Below are 16,094 nucleotides of genomic sequence, written 5' to 3'. Positions count from 1 at the left end.
ACTAATATAATCTTCAAGTTCCTTTACTTTTTTTTCCAAGATTATTAGCCTTCCCAAGATTTCATCTTTGTTTTCTTCTTTGTTTCTTAAATGGTTTATAAGGTAATAAGTGGCTAAAACAGGTACTGTCAATATAAGTAAAATAAGTATAGTATTTATCCCCTGAAATAAAAAAATCATTTCTTATCTACTCCCATTTTTATTTTTAATATAGTTAAAATTTCTTCACATCTGTATTTTATCATACAATCTTGATTATTTTCCACAAAATTCTCTATATTTCTCATGTTTTCAAATTTAATTTTATACTTCAGATAATATAACATTTTTAGATTTATATAATCTGTGGGTATTTTATCTGAGTGTAGTAACTTTATCATTTTTTCTTTTTCTAATTTTAGATTTTCTATCTTAGGCTTATACACTTTTTCCCAAGTTTTTATTCTTATTTTATCTCTTATTTTCTTAAATCCTAAATAATCTATCATAAATATGCTGATTTCTATTGACGAGAAAGCTAATAAAATTAGTATTATTATAGTTAACACTATGTTATTGCTATAAAAAAATATCTGTACTAAATCTATACCTATAAATCTAGTACTATGTGTAAAAAATACAAGTATAATAATAACATTGATTAACACTAGCACAGATGCAACTATTTTCTCATTTAAACTATATTCCTTTTCCTTAAGATTTTTTTTGTTAAGCCTTTCTATTTTCTTATCTATTTTCTCTATACTTTTAATTGTGTTTATAAGCCTATCTATCTCATATAATAAATTACTCATATCTAACATCCCCTTTTATATTTTGGATAACAAAGTTTTTCTTTGAAAGATTTTAAAAGAAGACTTTGTTGAAACACATTACGTAAATTATGACTTATCCACAATTTGCTAAAGTACATAATTCTCTATGGGTTATAAAATAATATTCAAAATGGATATAATTTAAAATATAATAAGTGTATATATAGATATATAGTTTAAAATACTATTTTTTATACATATCTGGAGGGGTCAATATGGAATTTACTTATCTTAAAACAGAAATGAGTCAACATGAAATGGTTCTTAATCAAATGGGTGGAAAAGTAGAAGTTATCAGGGGAATTATGGTTTATGTTAAATTTGATATAAATAATACTTCTATTGAGTATGTATATCACATAAATAATGCTGATAATTATTTTCTTCAGAGGATTTCTCCTTATCCTATGATAATGGGAACATTCGCCACTAAAGATGAGATAATAAAAGTAATACGATATGATATGGATCAATTCAGAAATGCTGCTAAATCCACTATGTTCGAAAGTTTTATAGAGATACACAAAGGATTTCATACATCACTTAGACATTTTGAAGATTTATATTTGTATTACAATGTACCTCATGATGTGTTTGACAATCTTGTAGAAGAGATTTCGAGAATTGAAGAACTTATCAAAGATTGTAAAAGCAAGAGCAAGAGGGTATACTTTAAAAAAGATCCAGATACTATATAAGAGACCAAATCTGGTCTCTTATTGTTATTTTTCATATTTTAGTATTCTATCTATTATGTTATATCTTAGCTTTTCTATAGCATCAAAGTTCATATGAGCTATATAATATTTCTCTACAACATCATGTTCTCTTTTAGCATTTTGTATATTCAAAATTCCTTGATTGAAAAGTTCATTTAATATTCTCTTATTGTATTCTAATTCATCTTTATATTTTTCTATTACTTCTTTGTCTAGGTATTGATCTAAATCTATAGTCTTACAGTTATTTTCTTTAAATAAAGAACTTGTTGTAAATGCTACTCCTAAACTTTCGATAAGAACTGTCTCTATCTTTTCAGGCATTAAAGGAGCGTGATATACTTCTACATCTATTCCCTTTATGACAGCTTCTTTATATACCTTTTCTAATAAAGTAGATTTTCCAGTTCCTATTTCACCTTTTATATAATATATAGTCCTAGCTCCATCTAATATAGAATCTGTATGCTCTACATGTCCATCTGGAGTTATTGCACTTCCAAATAGGTGTCTTTCTTTTCCTAGTGTAGGGCTTGGATCTACAAATGTGAATATTCCTTCTATTAGTTTAGCTATTTCAAAATTAACCTTTCCATAATCCATAGCTTCTTTGTGTTTTTCTTGTATATCTAATACTATCGGTCTACAAGCTGCCAAAAATTTATATGCTCGAGCAAAGCATCTTCCAACTTCTTTATTACTTTTTATTATATCTTCTCTCTTTTGTTCAATTTTTTCTGTGTCCCAATAATCTCCTAAATGTATTATTTCATCAACTGCTCCTGGGTTTTTGGGATCTACTATATGTGGTGCCGTACCGTCAAGTAATGCAACTTTTAATGCAGGTATTACTAATCCATCTATAGAGTTATTGTCAGATGAACAATGGTGAAACTCTACATCGTATCCTCTTCTTATAAATTCTTGACCTACTCTTTTCATCATTGAGGATTTACCAACTCCCGGTCCACCTTTAATTACAAATATTCTGTTGGCATACTTATCAATCATGTTGTCATAAAATGAATAAAAGCCTAGTGAAGTATTTCCACCTGGAAAAACTCTTTTAACTTTACCACTCATTACAATCAGCTCCTCTTATACTTCAATATTTTTCCTTAATTACATAGTATTAGAGGGAGCTGTATTATGTGCTTGTATCAAAACTCCTTTAAGACTGCCTCTTACTTTACTTATAATAACCCTAGGATTTTGGAGTTGACAAGTTTGTAATAAGATCTTGATTAATAAAAATCACAAAATTTAATGTTATGTTTTAAGTTTTATATCAATATACTCTAAAGCTATAATTTCCTTTTCCATGTAGATTATAGTCATGTGTTAACCAGTAATCTCCTGTAAAATCTACAATAGTTACTGTAAAAATAAGTTTAGCATTATCTTTTGCTACCAAATACGAATTAAATTTTTTATTCATTACTCCAGTTGTTGTATATTTATATGCATTAAATTTGACAACTTCATAATCTACAACATTTAAATTGTAATCTGAAGTCCATCTAGCTTGTGTTTGTATCGCACCAACTGTATACAGACCATTGTAAATATGATTTTCATGAACTCGAGTTGTTATCCATCCACTCCCTATTGACTTAGTAGAAAAATCATCTTCTCTTATACCCTCATAATATTCTGGTTTTATATTATCTATAGCCCACTCTGCTCTTTCTTTAATTCTCTTTTCATCTAAATTATCGGCAAAAGCTAGGTTTGAAAATAATAAAACTAACGAAAATATTAAAAATATAGTTTTTTTAATCTTACTCATAATGACTATCCCCCTTTAACAATCATAGTTTTCTTGATTCAAGATCTTATTTACAAACAATACATATATTTACAAATATTATATATTAATATATAATATTTGTAAATATATGTATAAAGGGGGAGTTGTTTTTGAAAAGTACAACAAAAATTATATTTTTCATGTTTCTTTTACTTTTGTGTATCTTCAGCATAAATTATAAAACAGATATAAAAGACTCTGATGATTTTAAAGACCTTCCAAATCTATCAGATTTTCGAAAATTACCTCAATCTGAACAAATAAAGCTGATGAAAATAATAGATTCTATGCCTATGGATTATGTAGTTAACTATTTTGAAGGAAAAATAGCAGATTATGTTAATAATAAAAAACTACTAGATTTAATTACAATAAATATTTATGAAGATAATCTATTGATGTATGAAAACCAAAATAAAAAACAATTTAATAATTTGTTTATCAGTCTTGAATTATCTATTAATCATGAAAACATGAGTAGAGAAGAGGCTGAAAATATATCGAATGAAATTAATAAAGAGATATTCCAGTTATGTATTAAGGATACTTATGGATTTTTAAAATTAAATACACTTTATACTAATTTTATAGATAACAAGAATATGTCAAATTATGAATACACAACAGGTCAAACTTTTTTATCTGAAATTGCTAATATAGAGCAATCTACAGAAGAATTAGAAACTCAAACCATAGTATATAATTTTGTACATGAAAATAAAAATTTTATACTAAGAAAGTTTGGAATTATTGCCAACACGAAAGAATTATATATAGAAATTCCCATATATGACATTTATGAAAAGAAAAGCCAAACCGCTATTTTAAATAATTTACAAAACATAAGTGAATCTTTATATGAAAAATTAAAATCTAATTCAGAATCTAGAAAATATATCCAAAATAACGATTTAAATAAAATTACTATCTCTTTTTATACCCCTTGGAATACAGATCAATATACAACTTACAGTTATACATTAAAATAAATATAAATACCGTCATCACAGTGTGATGACGGTATTTATATTATTGATTCTCTTGTAATTGCTTAAATTTAGATTTTCTAGCATTGTATACAGGAAGTCCTAATAATGTAACTCCTAAGCTTAATCCTGCGTATAGCGGCTGAGTTAATAATGTATTTACTATAATATATAATCCTCCAAGTATTGCTATCATAGGCACAACTGGATAGAAAGGAACTTTATAAGGTCTTTCAAGTTCTGGTCTATTTTTTCTTAGAACAAATACAGCAACAAATGTCATAACATAGAATATCCATATTATAAATGTTAATAAATCTGTTAACATTCCAAATTGTCCTGAAAGTGCATAAACCATTGAAAGTAATACGATACCTATACTTGCATTTACTGGTGTTCCTAAAGTTGGGTGAAGTTTAGATAACCATTCACTACCAGGTAATTTATTCTCAACTGCCAAAGCGTAAGGTACTCTTGGCCCAGTTAAAATATATCCATTTAATGCCCCGAATATAGATACTAATATACCTACTGTTATAACTTTACCACCAGATGAACCAAATATAACTTTTGCAACATCCGCTGCTGGTGTAGGAGTTGCTGCTAATACATCAGCAGGAAGAACGTAAAGGTATGCTATATTTATTAATACATAAACTCCCATTACTAAAGATAATCCACCTACTATAGCTTTAGGTAAATCTTTACCAGGATTTTTCATTTCTCCTGCTATATTTCCAACCATTATCCATCCATCGTAAGCGAACATTGTAGCTACAAGAGCTGATCCAAGTGCTGTAGCAAGATTGTATTCTCTAGATACTATTGGGAATAACCTTGCTGAACCACCATCACCATTCATAAATCCTATAATTATTATTGCAAATAACGGTATTAGCTTTCCTATAGTTGAAACTGTTTGAATAATTCCACCTGTTTTTGATCCTAATGAATTCATAAATACTAAAAATATTATAGTTAATATTGCTATAGGTATTATTAATGTATCTCCGATTCCTAATAGACTTACTGCTTGAGTTGCAAATATAATACCAAGAGCTGCTATTACAGCTGGGAAATATACTATTGTTTGAGCCCATCCAAGCATGTATCCCCAAACATCTCCATATGTTTCTTTAAGGTATGTCATCATACCACCTGGTTTTGTTATAGCTGCTGAAACTTCTGCTGCTGTAAGACCTGCTGCTATAGATATAACTCCACCAAGTATCCAAGCTATTATACCTAGCCCTGGTGCACCTGTTGCTGTGAATACGTCTGTAGGCTTAAAAAATACTCCAGAGCCTATAACCATTCCTACAACTAAAGATAATGCAGTTACAAAACCTATATCTTTTTTTAACTCATTGTTGCTCATAGTTTTACCCTCCTTTGTTTGTCGAATATATGTGTTTTTTTGTCTATTTTAGTAGTCTGATTTATTTTAACACCGGCCATAAATTAAATCAACTACATTTTTTTTTATAATATTATTATATTTTTTTATGAACTTCCTAATATATGGTCAAAAAAATAGACCTTAAAAGGTCTATTCAGTAGTGACAACATATCCATTTTTTGTATATATATCTATTATTTCTTCCCAAAGCTCTTCTATTCCTGTTTTCTTCAAAGACGATATAGGTATTATCTTCTCATCTGAAAGTCCTAATTTTTTTCTTATGATAGAGAAGTGCTTTTGGTAGTTTCCTTTTGATATCTTATCTGATTTTGTAGCTATTACAGTACACTCATATCCAAAGTATTTTATCCATTCATACATTTGCTTATCTTGCTCAGTTGGTTCATGTCTTATATCTACAAGTAGGAATATATTGCAAAGTTCTTTTCTATCTTTTAGGTATCTTTCCATTATTTTTCCCCACTGAGCTTGTTCAGTTTTTGATACTTTCGCGTACCCATATCCTGGTAGGTCTACAAAGTAAAATTCTTTATTTATTCTATAAAAGTTTATAGTTCTAGTCTTTCCAGGAGTTTGACTTACTCTTGCAAATGACTTCCTATTTAAAAGTGAATTTATAGTTGATGATTTACCAACATTTGATCTTCCAACTAAAGCAATTTCTGGCAAACCTTCATTTGGATATTGATCTTTATTTACTGCACTTACAACCATTTCTGTAGATTTAATCTTCAATTTTTTCACCATTCCTAACTAATGCATGTTCTAGTACCTCATCCATACTTTTAACTATAACAAATTCCATTTTCTTTTTCACATTTTCTGGTATCTCTTCTAAATCTCTTTTGTTATCCTCTGGAAGTAGTACTTTTCTTATACCTGCTCTATAAGCCGCAAGAACTTTTTCTTTTATACCTCCAACAGGAAGTACTCTTCCTCTTAAGGTAACTTCTCCAGTCATAGCAACTGTACTATCTACTGGTATTTTCGATAAAGCAGAAATAACTGCACTGCACATTGTTATACCAGCTGATGGTCCATCTTTTGGTATTGCTCCTTCTGGAATATGAATGTGTATATCCAGTTCTTTATAGAAATCTGGATTTATATTGTATTTTTCACAAGTAGACCTTATATACGATATACCTGCTTTTGCAGACTCTTTCATTACATCTCCTAGTTGACCTGTCAAAACAAGCTTTCCATTACCTTTCATAGGTGTAACTTCTATTGACAATGTATCTCCACCAACAGAAGTCCAAGCAAGACCTGTTACTATACCTATCTCAGGCTTTTCTTTTGCCATTTGGAACTTAAATATAGGCTTTCCAAGATATTTTTCTAGGTTATTTTTATTTACCCTAATCATCTTTAGATTTGGATTTTCTACATATCTTGTAGCAGCTTTTCTGCATACCTGGCCTATTTTTCTTTCTAAGTTTCTAACTCCTGATTCTCTTGTGTAGTAAGATATTATATCCTTTATAGTTTCTTCACTAATTTTTAGGAAATCTTCTTTTAATCCATGTTCTTTTATTTGTTTTGGAAGAAGATATCTAGTAGTTATTTTTACTTTTTCTTCTTCTGTATATCCTGAAACTTCTATAACTTCCATTCTATCTAAAAGTGGTCTTGGAATAGTGCTTAAGCTGTTTGCAGTTGTAACAAATAGCACTTTAGATAAATCAAATGGAATTTCTAGATAGTGATCAGTAAATTCTTTATTTTGCTCTGGATCTAATACTTCTAGCATTGCTGATGCAGGGTCTCCTCTGAAATCTGATGCCATCTTATCTATCTCATCGAATAATAAAACTGGATTTTTGGTTCCAACTTCTTTTATAGCATTTATTATTCTTCCAGGTATAGCTCCTATATAAGTTCTTCTATGTCCTCTAATTTCTGCTTCATCTCTAACTCCGCCAAGAGATACTCTTACAAATTGTCTATTTAATGCTCTTGCTATAGATTTTGCTATAGATGTTTTACCAACTCCTGGAGGTCCAACTAAACAAAGTATAGGGCCTTTCATAGATTTTGAAAGCTTTCTTATAGCAAGATATTCAAGTATTCTTTCTTTTACTTTCTCAAGTCCATAGTGATCTTCATCAAGTATCTTTCTTCCTTCTTTTATATCTAATTTCTCTTTGCTTTCTTTATCCCAAGGAAGAGAGAATATCGTGTCTATGTAATTTCTAACTACAACACCTTCTGCTGATGAAGGAGACATTCTAGACAATCTATCTATCTCTTTAGATATTTTGTCTTTTATTTCAGGTTTAACTTTCAGTTTTTGCAATTTTTTTCTATATTGTTCTAATTCATCTAAAGACTCTTCATCTTCTCCTAATTCTCTTTGTATAGCTTTTAATTGTTCTCTTAGATAGTATTCCTTTTGAACTTTATTTATTTGCTTCTTAACTCTTAATCCTATTTTTTTCTCTATTTCTAGGACTTCTATTTCTTCAAGAAGTAATTTATATATTTTCTCTAGTCTTTCTTTTGGCTCGAATATTTCTAATATTTCTTGCTTTTGACTAGGTTTTAATACCATATTTGCAGATATAGTATCTACAAACCTATTAGGATCTGTCATATCAGATAATGTTAGTAATATTTCAGGAGATATTTTGTTTCCTATATTTATATATTCTTCAAATGTGTCAAGAACACTTCTCATAAGTGCTTCTAATTCTTTATCTTTTTCAGACTCTACATCGTATATAGCTTCCTCTAATACAGCTTTGTAGTAAGGTTCTTCTTGAATTATTTCTTTTATCTTAGCTCTTGATAACCCCTCTACCAGTACTCTTATTGTATCTCCAGGTAATTTTAACATTTGCTTTATTTTGCAGATTGTTCCAACATGATAAAAATCATCAACAGTTGGAATATCTATTTCTGCTTCTTTTTGAGATGTTAAAAATATTAATTGTTCATCAACCATAGCATCTTCAAGAGCATTTATAGATTTTTCTCTTCCAACATCAAAGTGCAGTACCATATATGGAAATACTGACAGTCCTCTTAGTGGTATAATAGGCAATGTATGCTCCTTTATTGTGTAGCTTGTTTCCATAAAATCACTCCTTAAATTGTAGTGCCTCTTTATTTTAAACTCGAAATGTGTTCGATTGGAATTATATAGAAAATAAATTAAAAATACTTATACTATTATATATTTCCCATAATTTTTTTTCAATATTATAAAATGTTATTATGTTATAATATTTATATTGCTTAAAATATTTATTGAATTTCAGGAGGTAAAAATATTGTTAGATTTATTTATTACTTTTTTAAGAATAGGTTTTTTTACATTTGGTGGAGGCTATGCTATGATTCCTATCATAGAAAAAGAACTTGTAATTAATAAAAAACTTATAAGTTCTGAAGAATTTCTAGATTATATTTCCGTTGCCCAAAGTTTTCCTGGTGCTATTGCTGTAAATTTATCTTTGCTGCTTGGTTATAGATTTTATAAAGTATTAGGTAGCCTTTTGTGTCTATTAGGAGTTGTCCTTCCTTCATTCATATCTATATTAATTTTAGCTTATTACTATAATCTAACCAAAAACTCACAAGTGTTAAAAGGATTTTTCTACGGTGTAAGACCCGTTGTAGTTTCTCTACTAATATATTCATTTTGGAATTTGGCAAAAAAAATGGACAAAACCAAATTTAATATTATGTTTGTAATTTCTTCATTTGTAATAGTAACTTTTTTAAATATTAATCCTATATGGGTTATACTGATAGGAGGATTCACTGGATTATGTATACTTTCAAGAACTTAATAGATATATTTTTATCTTTTTTTAAGATAGGAGCATTTAGCTTTGGCGGAGGTTATGCAATGCTTCCATATATGGAAAGAGAGCTTGTACTATCAAAAAGATTTATAGATTTTGAAGAATTCTTAGATATACTAGCAATATCTCAAACCTCTCCTGGCCCGATAGCTATAAACTCTGCTACATTTATAGGCTATAAACATCAAGGTTTTTTTGGTAGTCTATTTGCTACCTTAGGTGTAATTTTCTTTTCTTTAATAGCTATGAACATAATTTCTCCTAAGCTAGAAAAATATAAGGAAAATAAATATGTAATGCTATCATTTAAATCACTAAGGCCTATTACAATAAGCTTAATACTTTCATCCGCATTTTCTTCTTTTTCAAAGAGTATAACAGACTTTTACTCTATATTTATACTTATCATATCATTAGCTGTATTATTTTCAAAGAAAGTACATCCAGTACTTGTAATAATTATGTTTGGAGTATTAGGAGCAATAACAAAAGGGGCCTAAGGCCCCTAACTATGCACTTTCACCTGGTTTATTACTTCCATCTTTTAATATTATTCTTGGCTCTTTTCCTTCTTCTATAGTCTCTCTTGTGACTTTAACCTTTTGGATATCTTCTCTTGATGGAATCTCAAACATTATATCCATCATAACATTTTCTAGTATACTTCTAAGCCCTCTAGCTCCAGTGTTTCTCTCTATTGCTTTTTTAGCTACTGCTAAAAGTGCTTCATCTTCAAATTCTAACTCTACATTATCCATTTCAAACAGTTTTTTGTACTGTTTTGTAAGAGCATTCTTAGGTTCTCTTAATATCTTAACTAATGCATTCTCATCTAATAAATCTAAAGATACAACTACAGGAACCCTACCTATAAACTCCGGTATAAGCCCAAATTTCAGTAAATCTTCTGGTTGAACTTTTTTATAAAGTTCTCCAAGGTCCATATCCTTTTTACTTTCTATCTTAGCTCCAAATCCTAGAGATTTTTGTCCTATTCTCTTTTGTATTATCTTTTGTATTCCATCAAAAGCTCCACCTACAATAAACAGTATATTAGTAGTATCTATTTGTAGAAACTCTTGATGTGGGTGCTTTCTTCCTCCTTGTGGTGGAACATTAGCAGTAGTACCTTCTAATATTTTAAGTAGTGCCTGCTGAACTCCCTCTCCACTTACATCTCTAGTTATAGATGGATTATCTGATTTTCTTGCTATTTTATCAACTTCATCTATGTAAATAATTCCTTTTTCTGCTCTTTCTATATCATAATCTGCAGCTTGAATTAACTTTAAAAGAATGTTCTCTACATCTTCTCCTACATATCCTGCTTCAGTTAAAGATGTAGCATCTGCTATTGCAAAAGGCACGTTGAGAAGTTTCGCCATAGTCTGAGCTAAAAGAGTTTTACCTGATCCTGTAGGTCCTAAAAGCAAAATATTACTTTTTTGTAGCTCAACATCTTTACTTACATTCTTCTTTCCACCAAATATTCTTTTATAGTGGTTATATACAGCAACTGAAAGTGCTTTTTTAGCTTCATCTTGACCTATAACATACTCATCTAGTATGCTCTTTATTTCTTTAGGTTTTGGAAGACCTCTAGTTTCATTTTCAAAAGAATCCTCAAATTCTTCTTTAATTATTTCATCACAAAGATCAACACATTCATCACATATGTATACATTTGGACCTGCTATAAGTCTTTTAACTTGCTCTTGATTTTTACCACAAAATGAACACTTTAAATGTTTTTTATCATCAAATCTTGACATTTTTACACCTCTTTGACTTATGGTCTATTTGCGATTACTTCATCTATTATTCCATACTCTTTAGCCTCAGTAGCTTCCATAAAATAATCTCTTTCGGTATCTACTGCTATTTTTTCGAGAGGTTGACCTGTTCTTTCTGATAGTATCTTATTTAAATTTTCTTTCATTCTTAGAATTCTTTCAGCATGTATCTTAATATCGGTTGCTTGTCCTCTCGTTCCTCCTAAAGGCTGATGGATCATTATTTCACTATTTGGAAGAGCAAATCTTTTTCCTTTTGCTCCAGCTGCAAGTAAAAATGCTCCCATTGAGGCTGCCATACCTATGCAAATTGTAGATACATCTGGCTTTATGTATTGCATCGTATCATAAATGGCCATCCCTGAAGTTATACTTCCACCTGGTGAATTTATGTATAGATATATGTCTTTATCTGGGTCTTCAGATTCTAAAAATAGAAGCTGTGCAACTACTAAGCTTGCTGTAACATCGTTTACCTCTTCACCTAAAAATATTATTCTGTCTTTTAAAAGTCTAGAATATATATCGTAAGATCTTTCTCCTTTTCCAGTTTGTTCAACTACAATAGGTACTAAAGCCATACAAACTACCCCTCCTAGTTTTTATTTATATACAGATACAGTAGCCCAAAGGCTACTGTAATTATGCTGTCTTAGTATTTTCTACTATCATATCAACAGCTTTTCTAACAGCTACATTCTCTTTTAAATATTCTTTGTCTTCATCTTTTAATGTAGCTTTGAATTTGTCTAATTCCATTTTGTACATATTTGCCATATTTTCTATTTCTTTTTCTAGTTCTTCTTCAGAAACTTCGATATTCTCAACCTTAGTAATTTCTTCTAAAACTAATCCTGTTTTAACTCTATTTTGAGCTTCTTCTTTCATTTGCTCTTTTAAGTCTTCTATCTTAGTTCCAGTAAATTCTAAGTATTTCTCTATATCAAGGCCTTGATATCTTAATTGATAGTCAAAATCTCTGATCATGCTATCTATTTGAGTATTAATCATAGCTTCTGGTATATCTACAACAGAGCTTTCTACTACTTTATCTATTACTTTATCTCTAAACTCTGCAGCAGCTCTTTTAGCTGATTCTTCTTCTAATTTTTTCTTTGTATCAGCTTTTAATTCTTCTAATGTATCAAATTCACTTACATCTTTAGCAAATTCATCATCAAGATTTGGAAGTTCTTTAGCTTTTATTTCTTTTATAGTTACTTTAAATAAAGCTTTTTTCCCTGCTAAATTTTCAGCATGATACTCTTCTGGGAAAGTAACATCTACATCTACTTCATCACCAATGTTTGCTCCTACTAATTGCTCTTCAAATCCTGGTATAAATGTTCCTGATCCTACAACTAAGTTATAGTTTTCTGCAGTTCCTCCTTCAAATGCCTCTCCATCAACAAATCCTTTAAAATCTATAGATACCATATCTTTGTCTTGTACAGCTCTATCAGTTACATTGATAAATCTAGCATTTTGCTCTAACATATCTTCAATCTTTTTATTCACAGAATCTTCTTCTACAGTATATTCAATTTTTTCAACTTCTATACCTTTGTATTGTCCAAGTTTAACTTCTGGTCTTACTGTAACTATAACTTCTAAAGTTACTCCATTTTCATTTGCTTCTTTTATATCTACACTTGGTCTATCTACAGGCTCTAGGTTATGCTCATCAAGTGCTAATTTATATTCTTGTGGGAATGCTATATCTAAAGCATCTTCAAAAAATACTCCTTTTCCATATTGAGACTCTATTATCTTTCTAGGTGCTTTACCTTTTCTAAATCCTGGTATATTGAATTTTCCCTTTAGTTTGTTGTAAGCTTGCTCAGTAGCAGCTTCAAATTTGTCAGCACTTATAGTAAGCTCTAATGTTACTTCATTGTTTTCCTTTTTTATAAATTGTGAACTCATTTTTTTCCTCCTATGTAGTTAGTTTCTTATAATTTGTATTGTAACCTTTACATTATAGCATATATAAAATTTTATTAAAAGTATGCTCATATATCAATGTTTTCTTACAATTTTAATATATTTTTTTGATTAGTGTAAATAATTATAAGAATAATATATGAATAAGTTGTAAAAAATCAGTAAATATATGTCGAGCTAATATTAGTTTACTTTTATATGCAATATACTATAATAATTAAGTAATCTCAATAACACTTTCAAATAAGGAGATGAATCTTTATGCTTTCTCAGTCTTTTATAGCTGTTTCAATATTTATTTTTACTTATTTATTTATCATAACAGAAAAAATAGATAGGACAGCTATATCGTTTTTTGGGGCTTCTTTGATGATTTTATTTGGAATAATAACTCAAGAAGAAGCAATTCACTTTATAGACTTTAACACTATAGGACTACTCATTGGAATGATGATTATAGTAAGTATACTAAAAAATACAGGAGTTTTTCAATATATAGCTATAAAATGTGGAAAAGTAGCAAAAGGAGAACCTATAAGAATAATAATAGTATTTAGCTTGGTAACAGCTATATTATCTGCTTTTTTAGATAATGTAACTACAGTTCTTTTAATAGCTCCTGTAACTTTAGTTATAACTGACACTTTAAATTTAAATCCTATACCATTTTTAGTTCCACAGATACTTGCTTCAAATATAGGTGGTACAGCCACACTAGTAGGGGATCCACCTAATATTATGATTGGAAGTTCTTCAAACCTTGGTTTTTTAGATTTTATTTTAAATACAGGGCCTATATCTTTGGTTATACTTCTAGTTACCATATTTTCTTTTAAATCAATGTACAAAGATAAATTAAATATAGATGAAGATATAAAACAAAAGATATTCTCGTTTGATGAAAAATTAGCAATTAAAGACAAAAAACTTCTAATAAAATCACTAACTATATTACTTATAACAGTTATCGGGTTTTTAACTCATCAGCACTTCGGGCTTGAATCTTCATCAGTTGCTCTTATAGGAGCTTCTATTATGCTTCTTATAAGTAAGGTTAAAGTTGAGCCTATTTTACATGACATTGAGTGGCCTACTATATTTTTCTTCATCTTTCTATTTATATTAGTAGGTGGACTTGAAAAAGTAGGTATAATAGATAAAATTGCTGAAGGTATAGCAAATTCAACTGAAGGTAATTTATTTTTAGCTTCAATTCTAATTCTTTGGACTTCTGCAATCGCGTCGGCATTTTTGGATAACATACCTTTTGTTGCAACTATGATACCTATAATCAAAAGAATAGCCCTTTTATCTTCTATGGATATAATGCCACTTTGGTGGGCTTTATCTTTAGGTGCTTGCCTTGGAGGAAATGGAAGTTTAATAGGAGCATCATCTAATGTTATAATAGCTGGAATACTAAAGAAACATAACAATGAAATATCATTTATAGAGTATCTTAAGATAGGTTTTCCTCTTATGATAATTTCAATAATTTTATCAACTATATATTTAATACTGTTTTATTTATAAAAAAGTCTTTCTTTGAAAGATTTTATAAGGTGAACTTTTTTGAAATTCATAACGGAAATTATAAATTATCCATAATTCAAGAAGTTTATAATTTCCTATTCATTATAAAAAAGTCTTTCTTTGAAAGATTTTAAAGGTAGACTTTCTTGAAATTCATAACGGAAATTATAAATTATCCACAATTCAAAAAGTTTATAATTTCCTATTCATTATAAAAAAATGACCAAATCTTGGTCATTTTTTATTTATAATTCTGTTTTTGAAATATCCGCCTCTTATTGTTCTAGCATCTGATATTGTAATAAAGGCTGAATCGTCGTATTTATTTACATACTTTTCAAAGCTATGGAGGTCTTTTCTGTGCAATACACTTTGGAGTATATGTATCTTACCCTCTTTTCCGTGTCCTTCCATAACAGTAATTCCAAATCCATTTTCTCTTAGGTATTTTGAGAATTTTTCTATATCTCTGTTTGTAACTACCTGCACAATCAAAGTTCCAAGAGCCATTTTTTCTTCTATAACAACTCCTAAGTAGTTTCCTGTTGCAAATCCTAATGCATAAGATATTACATTACCTATATTATCCATACCTGTCAAAACCTTATTTATAGCAAATACATATATAATTATTTCTAAAAAACCTATAGAAGCTGCAGTAAATTTCTTTCCCTTCACTACTAATATAGTTCTTATAGTTGCCATAGATACATCTAGACATCTTGAAAAGAATATAAACAAATATCCCGCAATATACTCCATAAATATCCTTATGTCTCCTCTGTATTAAAGTATTATTTTGTTAACTTTTACACTTTCACTTTCTATATCCATTATTATAAAACCTCTTTTACTTCCTCCTCTAGGAGAAGTAATGCTTGCTGGGTTCAAAAATAAAATATCATCTTCAGTATGATTCATATATTCATGAGTATGCCCAAATACTACTATATTTGCTCCAATGTCTTTAGCCTTTTGTTTTATTCTTTCTATACCTGAATTTACATAGTGTTTATGACCATGGCATAAATACACATTATATCCTTTTATATTAAATAAAATTTCATCTTCAACATCTTCAAAATCACAGTTTCCAGCTACTCCTAGTGTTTGTACTCCTGTCATTTTGTATATATATTTTGAATCTATAAAGTTGTCGCCAGTATGAAGTATCAGATCACATTCTTTCAAATATTGTATGGCTTCATCTATATATCTCATGTTTTTGTGAGTATCTCCAAGTATACCTACTTTCATTT

General features: G+C 29.1%; 16 protein-coding genes. 5 read left to right on the top strand and 11 right to left on the bottom strand.

Annotated features, from left to right (window positions below; genetic code table 11):
* Positions 1-176: 176 nt before the first annotated feature.
* Positions 177-794, bottom strand: coding sequence for a hypothetical protein (locus CLOTH_RS03635; protein ID WP_079411325.1), 618 nt, complete (start codon positions 792-794; stop codon positions 177-179).
* Positions 795-1,030: 236 nt separating this feature from the next.
* On the opposite strand from CLOTH_RS03635, the gene CLOTH_RS03630 reads away from it, so the two are divergent.
* Complete coding sequence (locus CLOTH_RS03630; RefSeq protein WP_079411323.1) at positions 1,031-1,513, top strand: hypothetical protein; 483 nt, start codon at positions 1,031-1,033, stop codon at positions 1,511-1,513.
* Between the two features lie 24 nt (positions 1,514-1,537).
* Here CLOTH_RS03630 and CLOTH_RS03625 read toward each other — a convergent pair whose 3' ends face one another.
* Positions 1,538-2,617 carry a PRK06851 family protein gene (locus tag CLOTH_RS03625; RefSeq protein ID WP_079411321.1) on the bottom strand — a complete coding sequence of 360 codons (1,080 nt, stop codon included), beginning with the start codon at positions 2,615-2,617 and terminating at the stop codon, positions 1,538-1,540.
* Between the two features lie 205 nt (positions 2,618-2,822).
* Positions 2,823-3,323: a hypothetical protein gene (locus CLOTH_RS03620; RefSeq protein WP_079411319.1), complete on the bottom strand. Its 501-nt coding sequence runs from the start codon at positions 3,321-3,323 to the stop codon at positions 2,823-2,825.
* A gap of 131 nt (positions 3,324-3,454) precedes the next feature.
* On the opposite strand from CLOTH_RS03620, the gene CLOTH_RS03615 reads away from it, so the two are divergent.
* On the top strand, positions 3,455-4,333 hold the full coding sequence (locus CLOTH_RS03615) for a hypothetical protein (RefSeq protein WP_079411317.1): 879 nt from the start codon (positions 3,455-3,457) through the stop codon (positions 4,331-4,333).
* A gap of 40 nt (positions 4,334-4,373) precedes the next feature.
* On the opposite strand, the gene CLOTH_RS03610 is transcribed toward CLOTH_RS03615, so the two are convergent.
* The 3 genes from CLOTH_RS03610 to lon all read right to left on the bottom strand — a co-directional run bounded on the left by CLOTH_RS03610 (position 4,374) and on the right by lon (position 8,832).
* Positions 4,374-5,708: an APC family permease gene (locus CLOTH_RS03610; protein WP_079411315.1), complete on the bottom strand. Its 1,335-nt coding sequence runs from the start codon at positions 5,706-5,708 to the stop codon at positions 4,374-4,376.
* Positions 5,709-5,879: 171 nt separating this feature from the next.
* Entirely contained in the window at positions 5,880-6,488 is a 609-nt protein-coding gene (yihA, locus tag CLOTH_RS03605; RefSeq protein WP_079411313.1) for a ribosome biogenesis GTP-binding protein YihA/YsxC, read from the bottom strand.
* On the bottom strand, positions 6,478-8,832 hold the full coding sequence (lon, locus tag CLOTH_RS03600) for an endopeptidase La (protein ID WP_079411311.1): 2,355 nt from the start codon (positions 8,830-8,832) through the stop codon (positions 6,478-6,480). The genes yihA and lon overlap by 11 nt, the downstream gene beginning before the upstream one ends.
* Before the next feature lie 196 nt (positions 8,833-9,028).
* Between lon and CLOTH_RS03595 the strand changes: the two genes are divergently transcribed.
* Together CLOTH_RS03595 and CLOTH_RS03590 are read left to right on the top strand one after the other, a co-directional pair.
* Positions 9,029-9,550: a chromate transporter gene (locus CLOTH_RS03595; RefSeq protein WP_079411309.1), complete on the top strand. Its 522-nt coding sequence runs from the start codon at positions 9,029-9,031 to the stop codon at positions 9,548-9,550.
* Positions 9,529-10,065, top strand: coding sequence for a chromate transporter (locus CLOTH_RS03590; RefSeq protein ID WP_079411307.1), 537 nt, complete (start codon positions 9,529-9,531; stop codon positions 10,063-10,065). The genes CLOTH_RS03595 and CLOTH_RS03590 overlap by 22 nt, the downstream gene beginning before the upstream one ends.
* Positions 10,066-10,074: 9 nt before the next feature.
* On the opposite strand, the gene clpX is transcribed toward CLOTH_RS03590, so the two are convergent.
* From clpX to tig, 3 genes are all read right to left on the bottom strand, one after another.
* Positions 10,075-11,337, bottom strand: a complete 1,263-nt coding sequence (gene clpX, locus CLOTH_RS03585) for an ATP-dependent Clp protease ATP-binding subunit ClpX (protein ID WP_079411305.1) — start codon at positions 11,335-11,337, stop codon at positions 10,075-10,077.
* Between the two features lie 17 nt (positions 11,338-11,354).
* Positions 11,355-11,939, bottom strand: coding sequence for an ATP-dependent Clp endopeptidase proteolytic subunit ClpP (clpP, locus tag CLOTH_RS03580; RefSeq protein ID WP_079411304.1), 585 nt, complete (start codon positions 11,937-11,939; stop codon positions 11,355-11,357).
* Positions 11,940-12,000: 61 nt separating this feature from the next.
* Positions 12,001-13,284, bottom strand: coding sequence for a trigger factor (gene tig, locus CLOTH_RS03575; RefSeq protein WP_079411302.1), 1,284 nt, complete (start codon positions 13,282-13,284; stop codon positions 12,001-12,003).
* 279 nt (positions 13,285-13,563) lie between these two features.
* Here tig and CLOTH_RS03570 point away from each other — a divergent pair, with 279 nt between their 5' ends.
* Positions 13,564-14,835: an ArsB/NhaD family transporter gene (locus tag CLOTH_RS03570; RefSeq protein ID WP_079411300.1), complete on the top strand. Its 1,272-nt coding sequence runs from the start codon at positions 13,564-13,566 to the stop codon at positions 14,833-14,835.
* A gap of 234 nt (positions 14,836-15,069) precedes the next feature.
* Here the strand turns inward: CLOTH_RS03570 and CLOTH_RS03565 are convergent, their stop codons facing one another.
* Both CLOTH_RS03565 and CLOTH_RS03560 read right to left on the bottom strand, forming a co-directional pair.
* Complete coding sequence (locus CLOTH_RS03565) at positions 15,070-15,597, bottom strand: DUF2179 domain-containing protein (protein WP_079411299.1); 528 nt, start codon at positions 15,595-15,597, stop codon at positions 15,070-15,072.
* 24 nt (positions 15,598-15,621) lie between these two features.
* Positions 15,622-16,092: a metallophosphoesterase family protein gene (locus tag CLOTH_RS03560; RefSeq protein ID WP_079411297.1), complete on the bottom strand. Its 471-nt coding sequence runs from the start codon at positions 16,090-16,092 to the stop codon at positions 15,622-15,624.
* Between the last annotated feature and the right edge of the window lie 2 nt (positions 16,093-16,094).

Source organism: Alkalithermobacter paradoxus, from assembly GCA_002029295.1.
Lineage (GTDB): Bacteria > Bacillota > Clostridia > Peptostreptococcales > Peptostreptococcaceae > Alkalithermobacter > Alkalithermobacter paradoxus.
The sequence above is the reverse complement of the archived record's forward strand: the minus strand, read 5'-3'. Positions and strand labels throughout refer to the sequence as shown.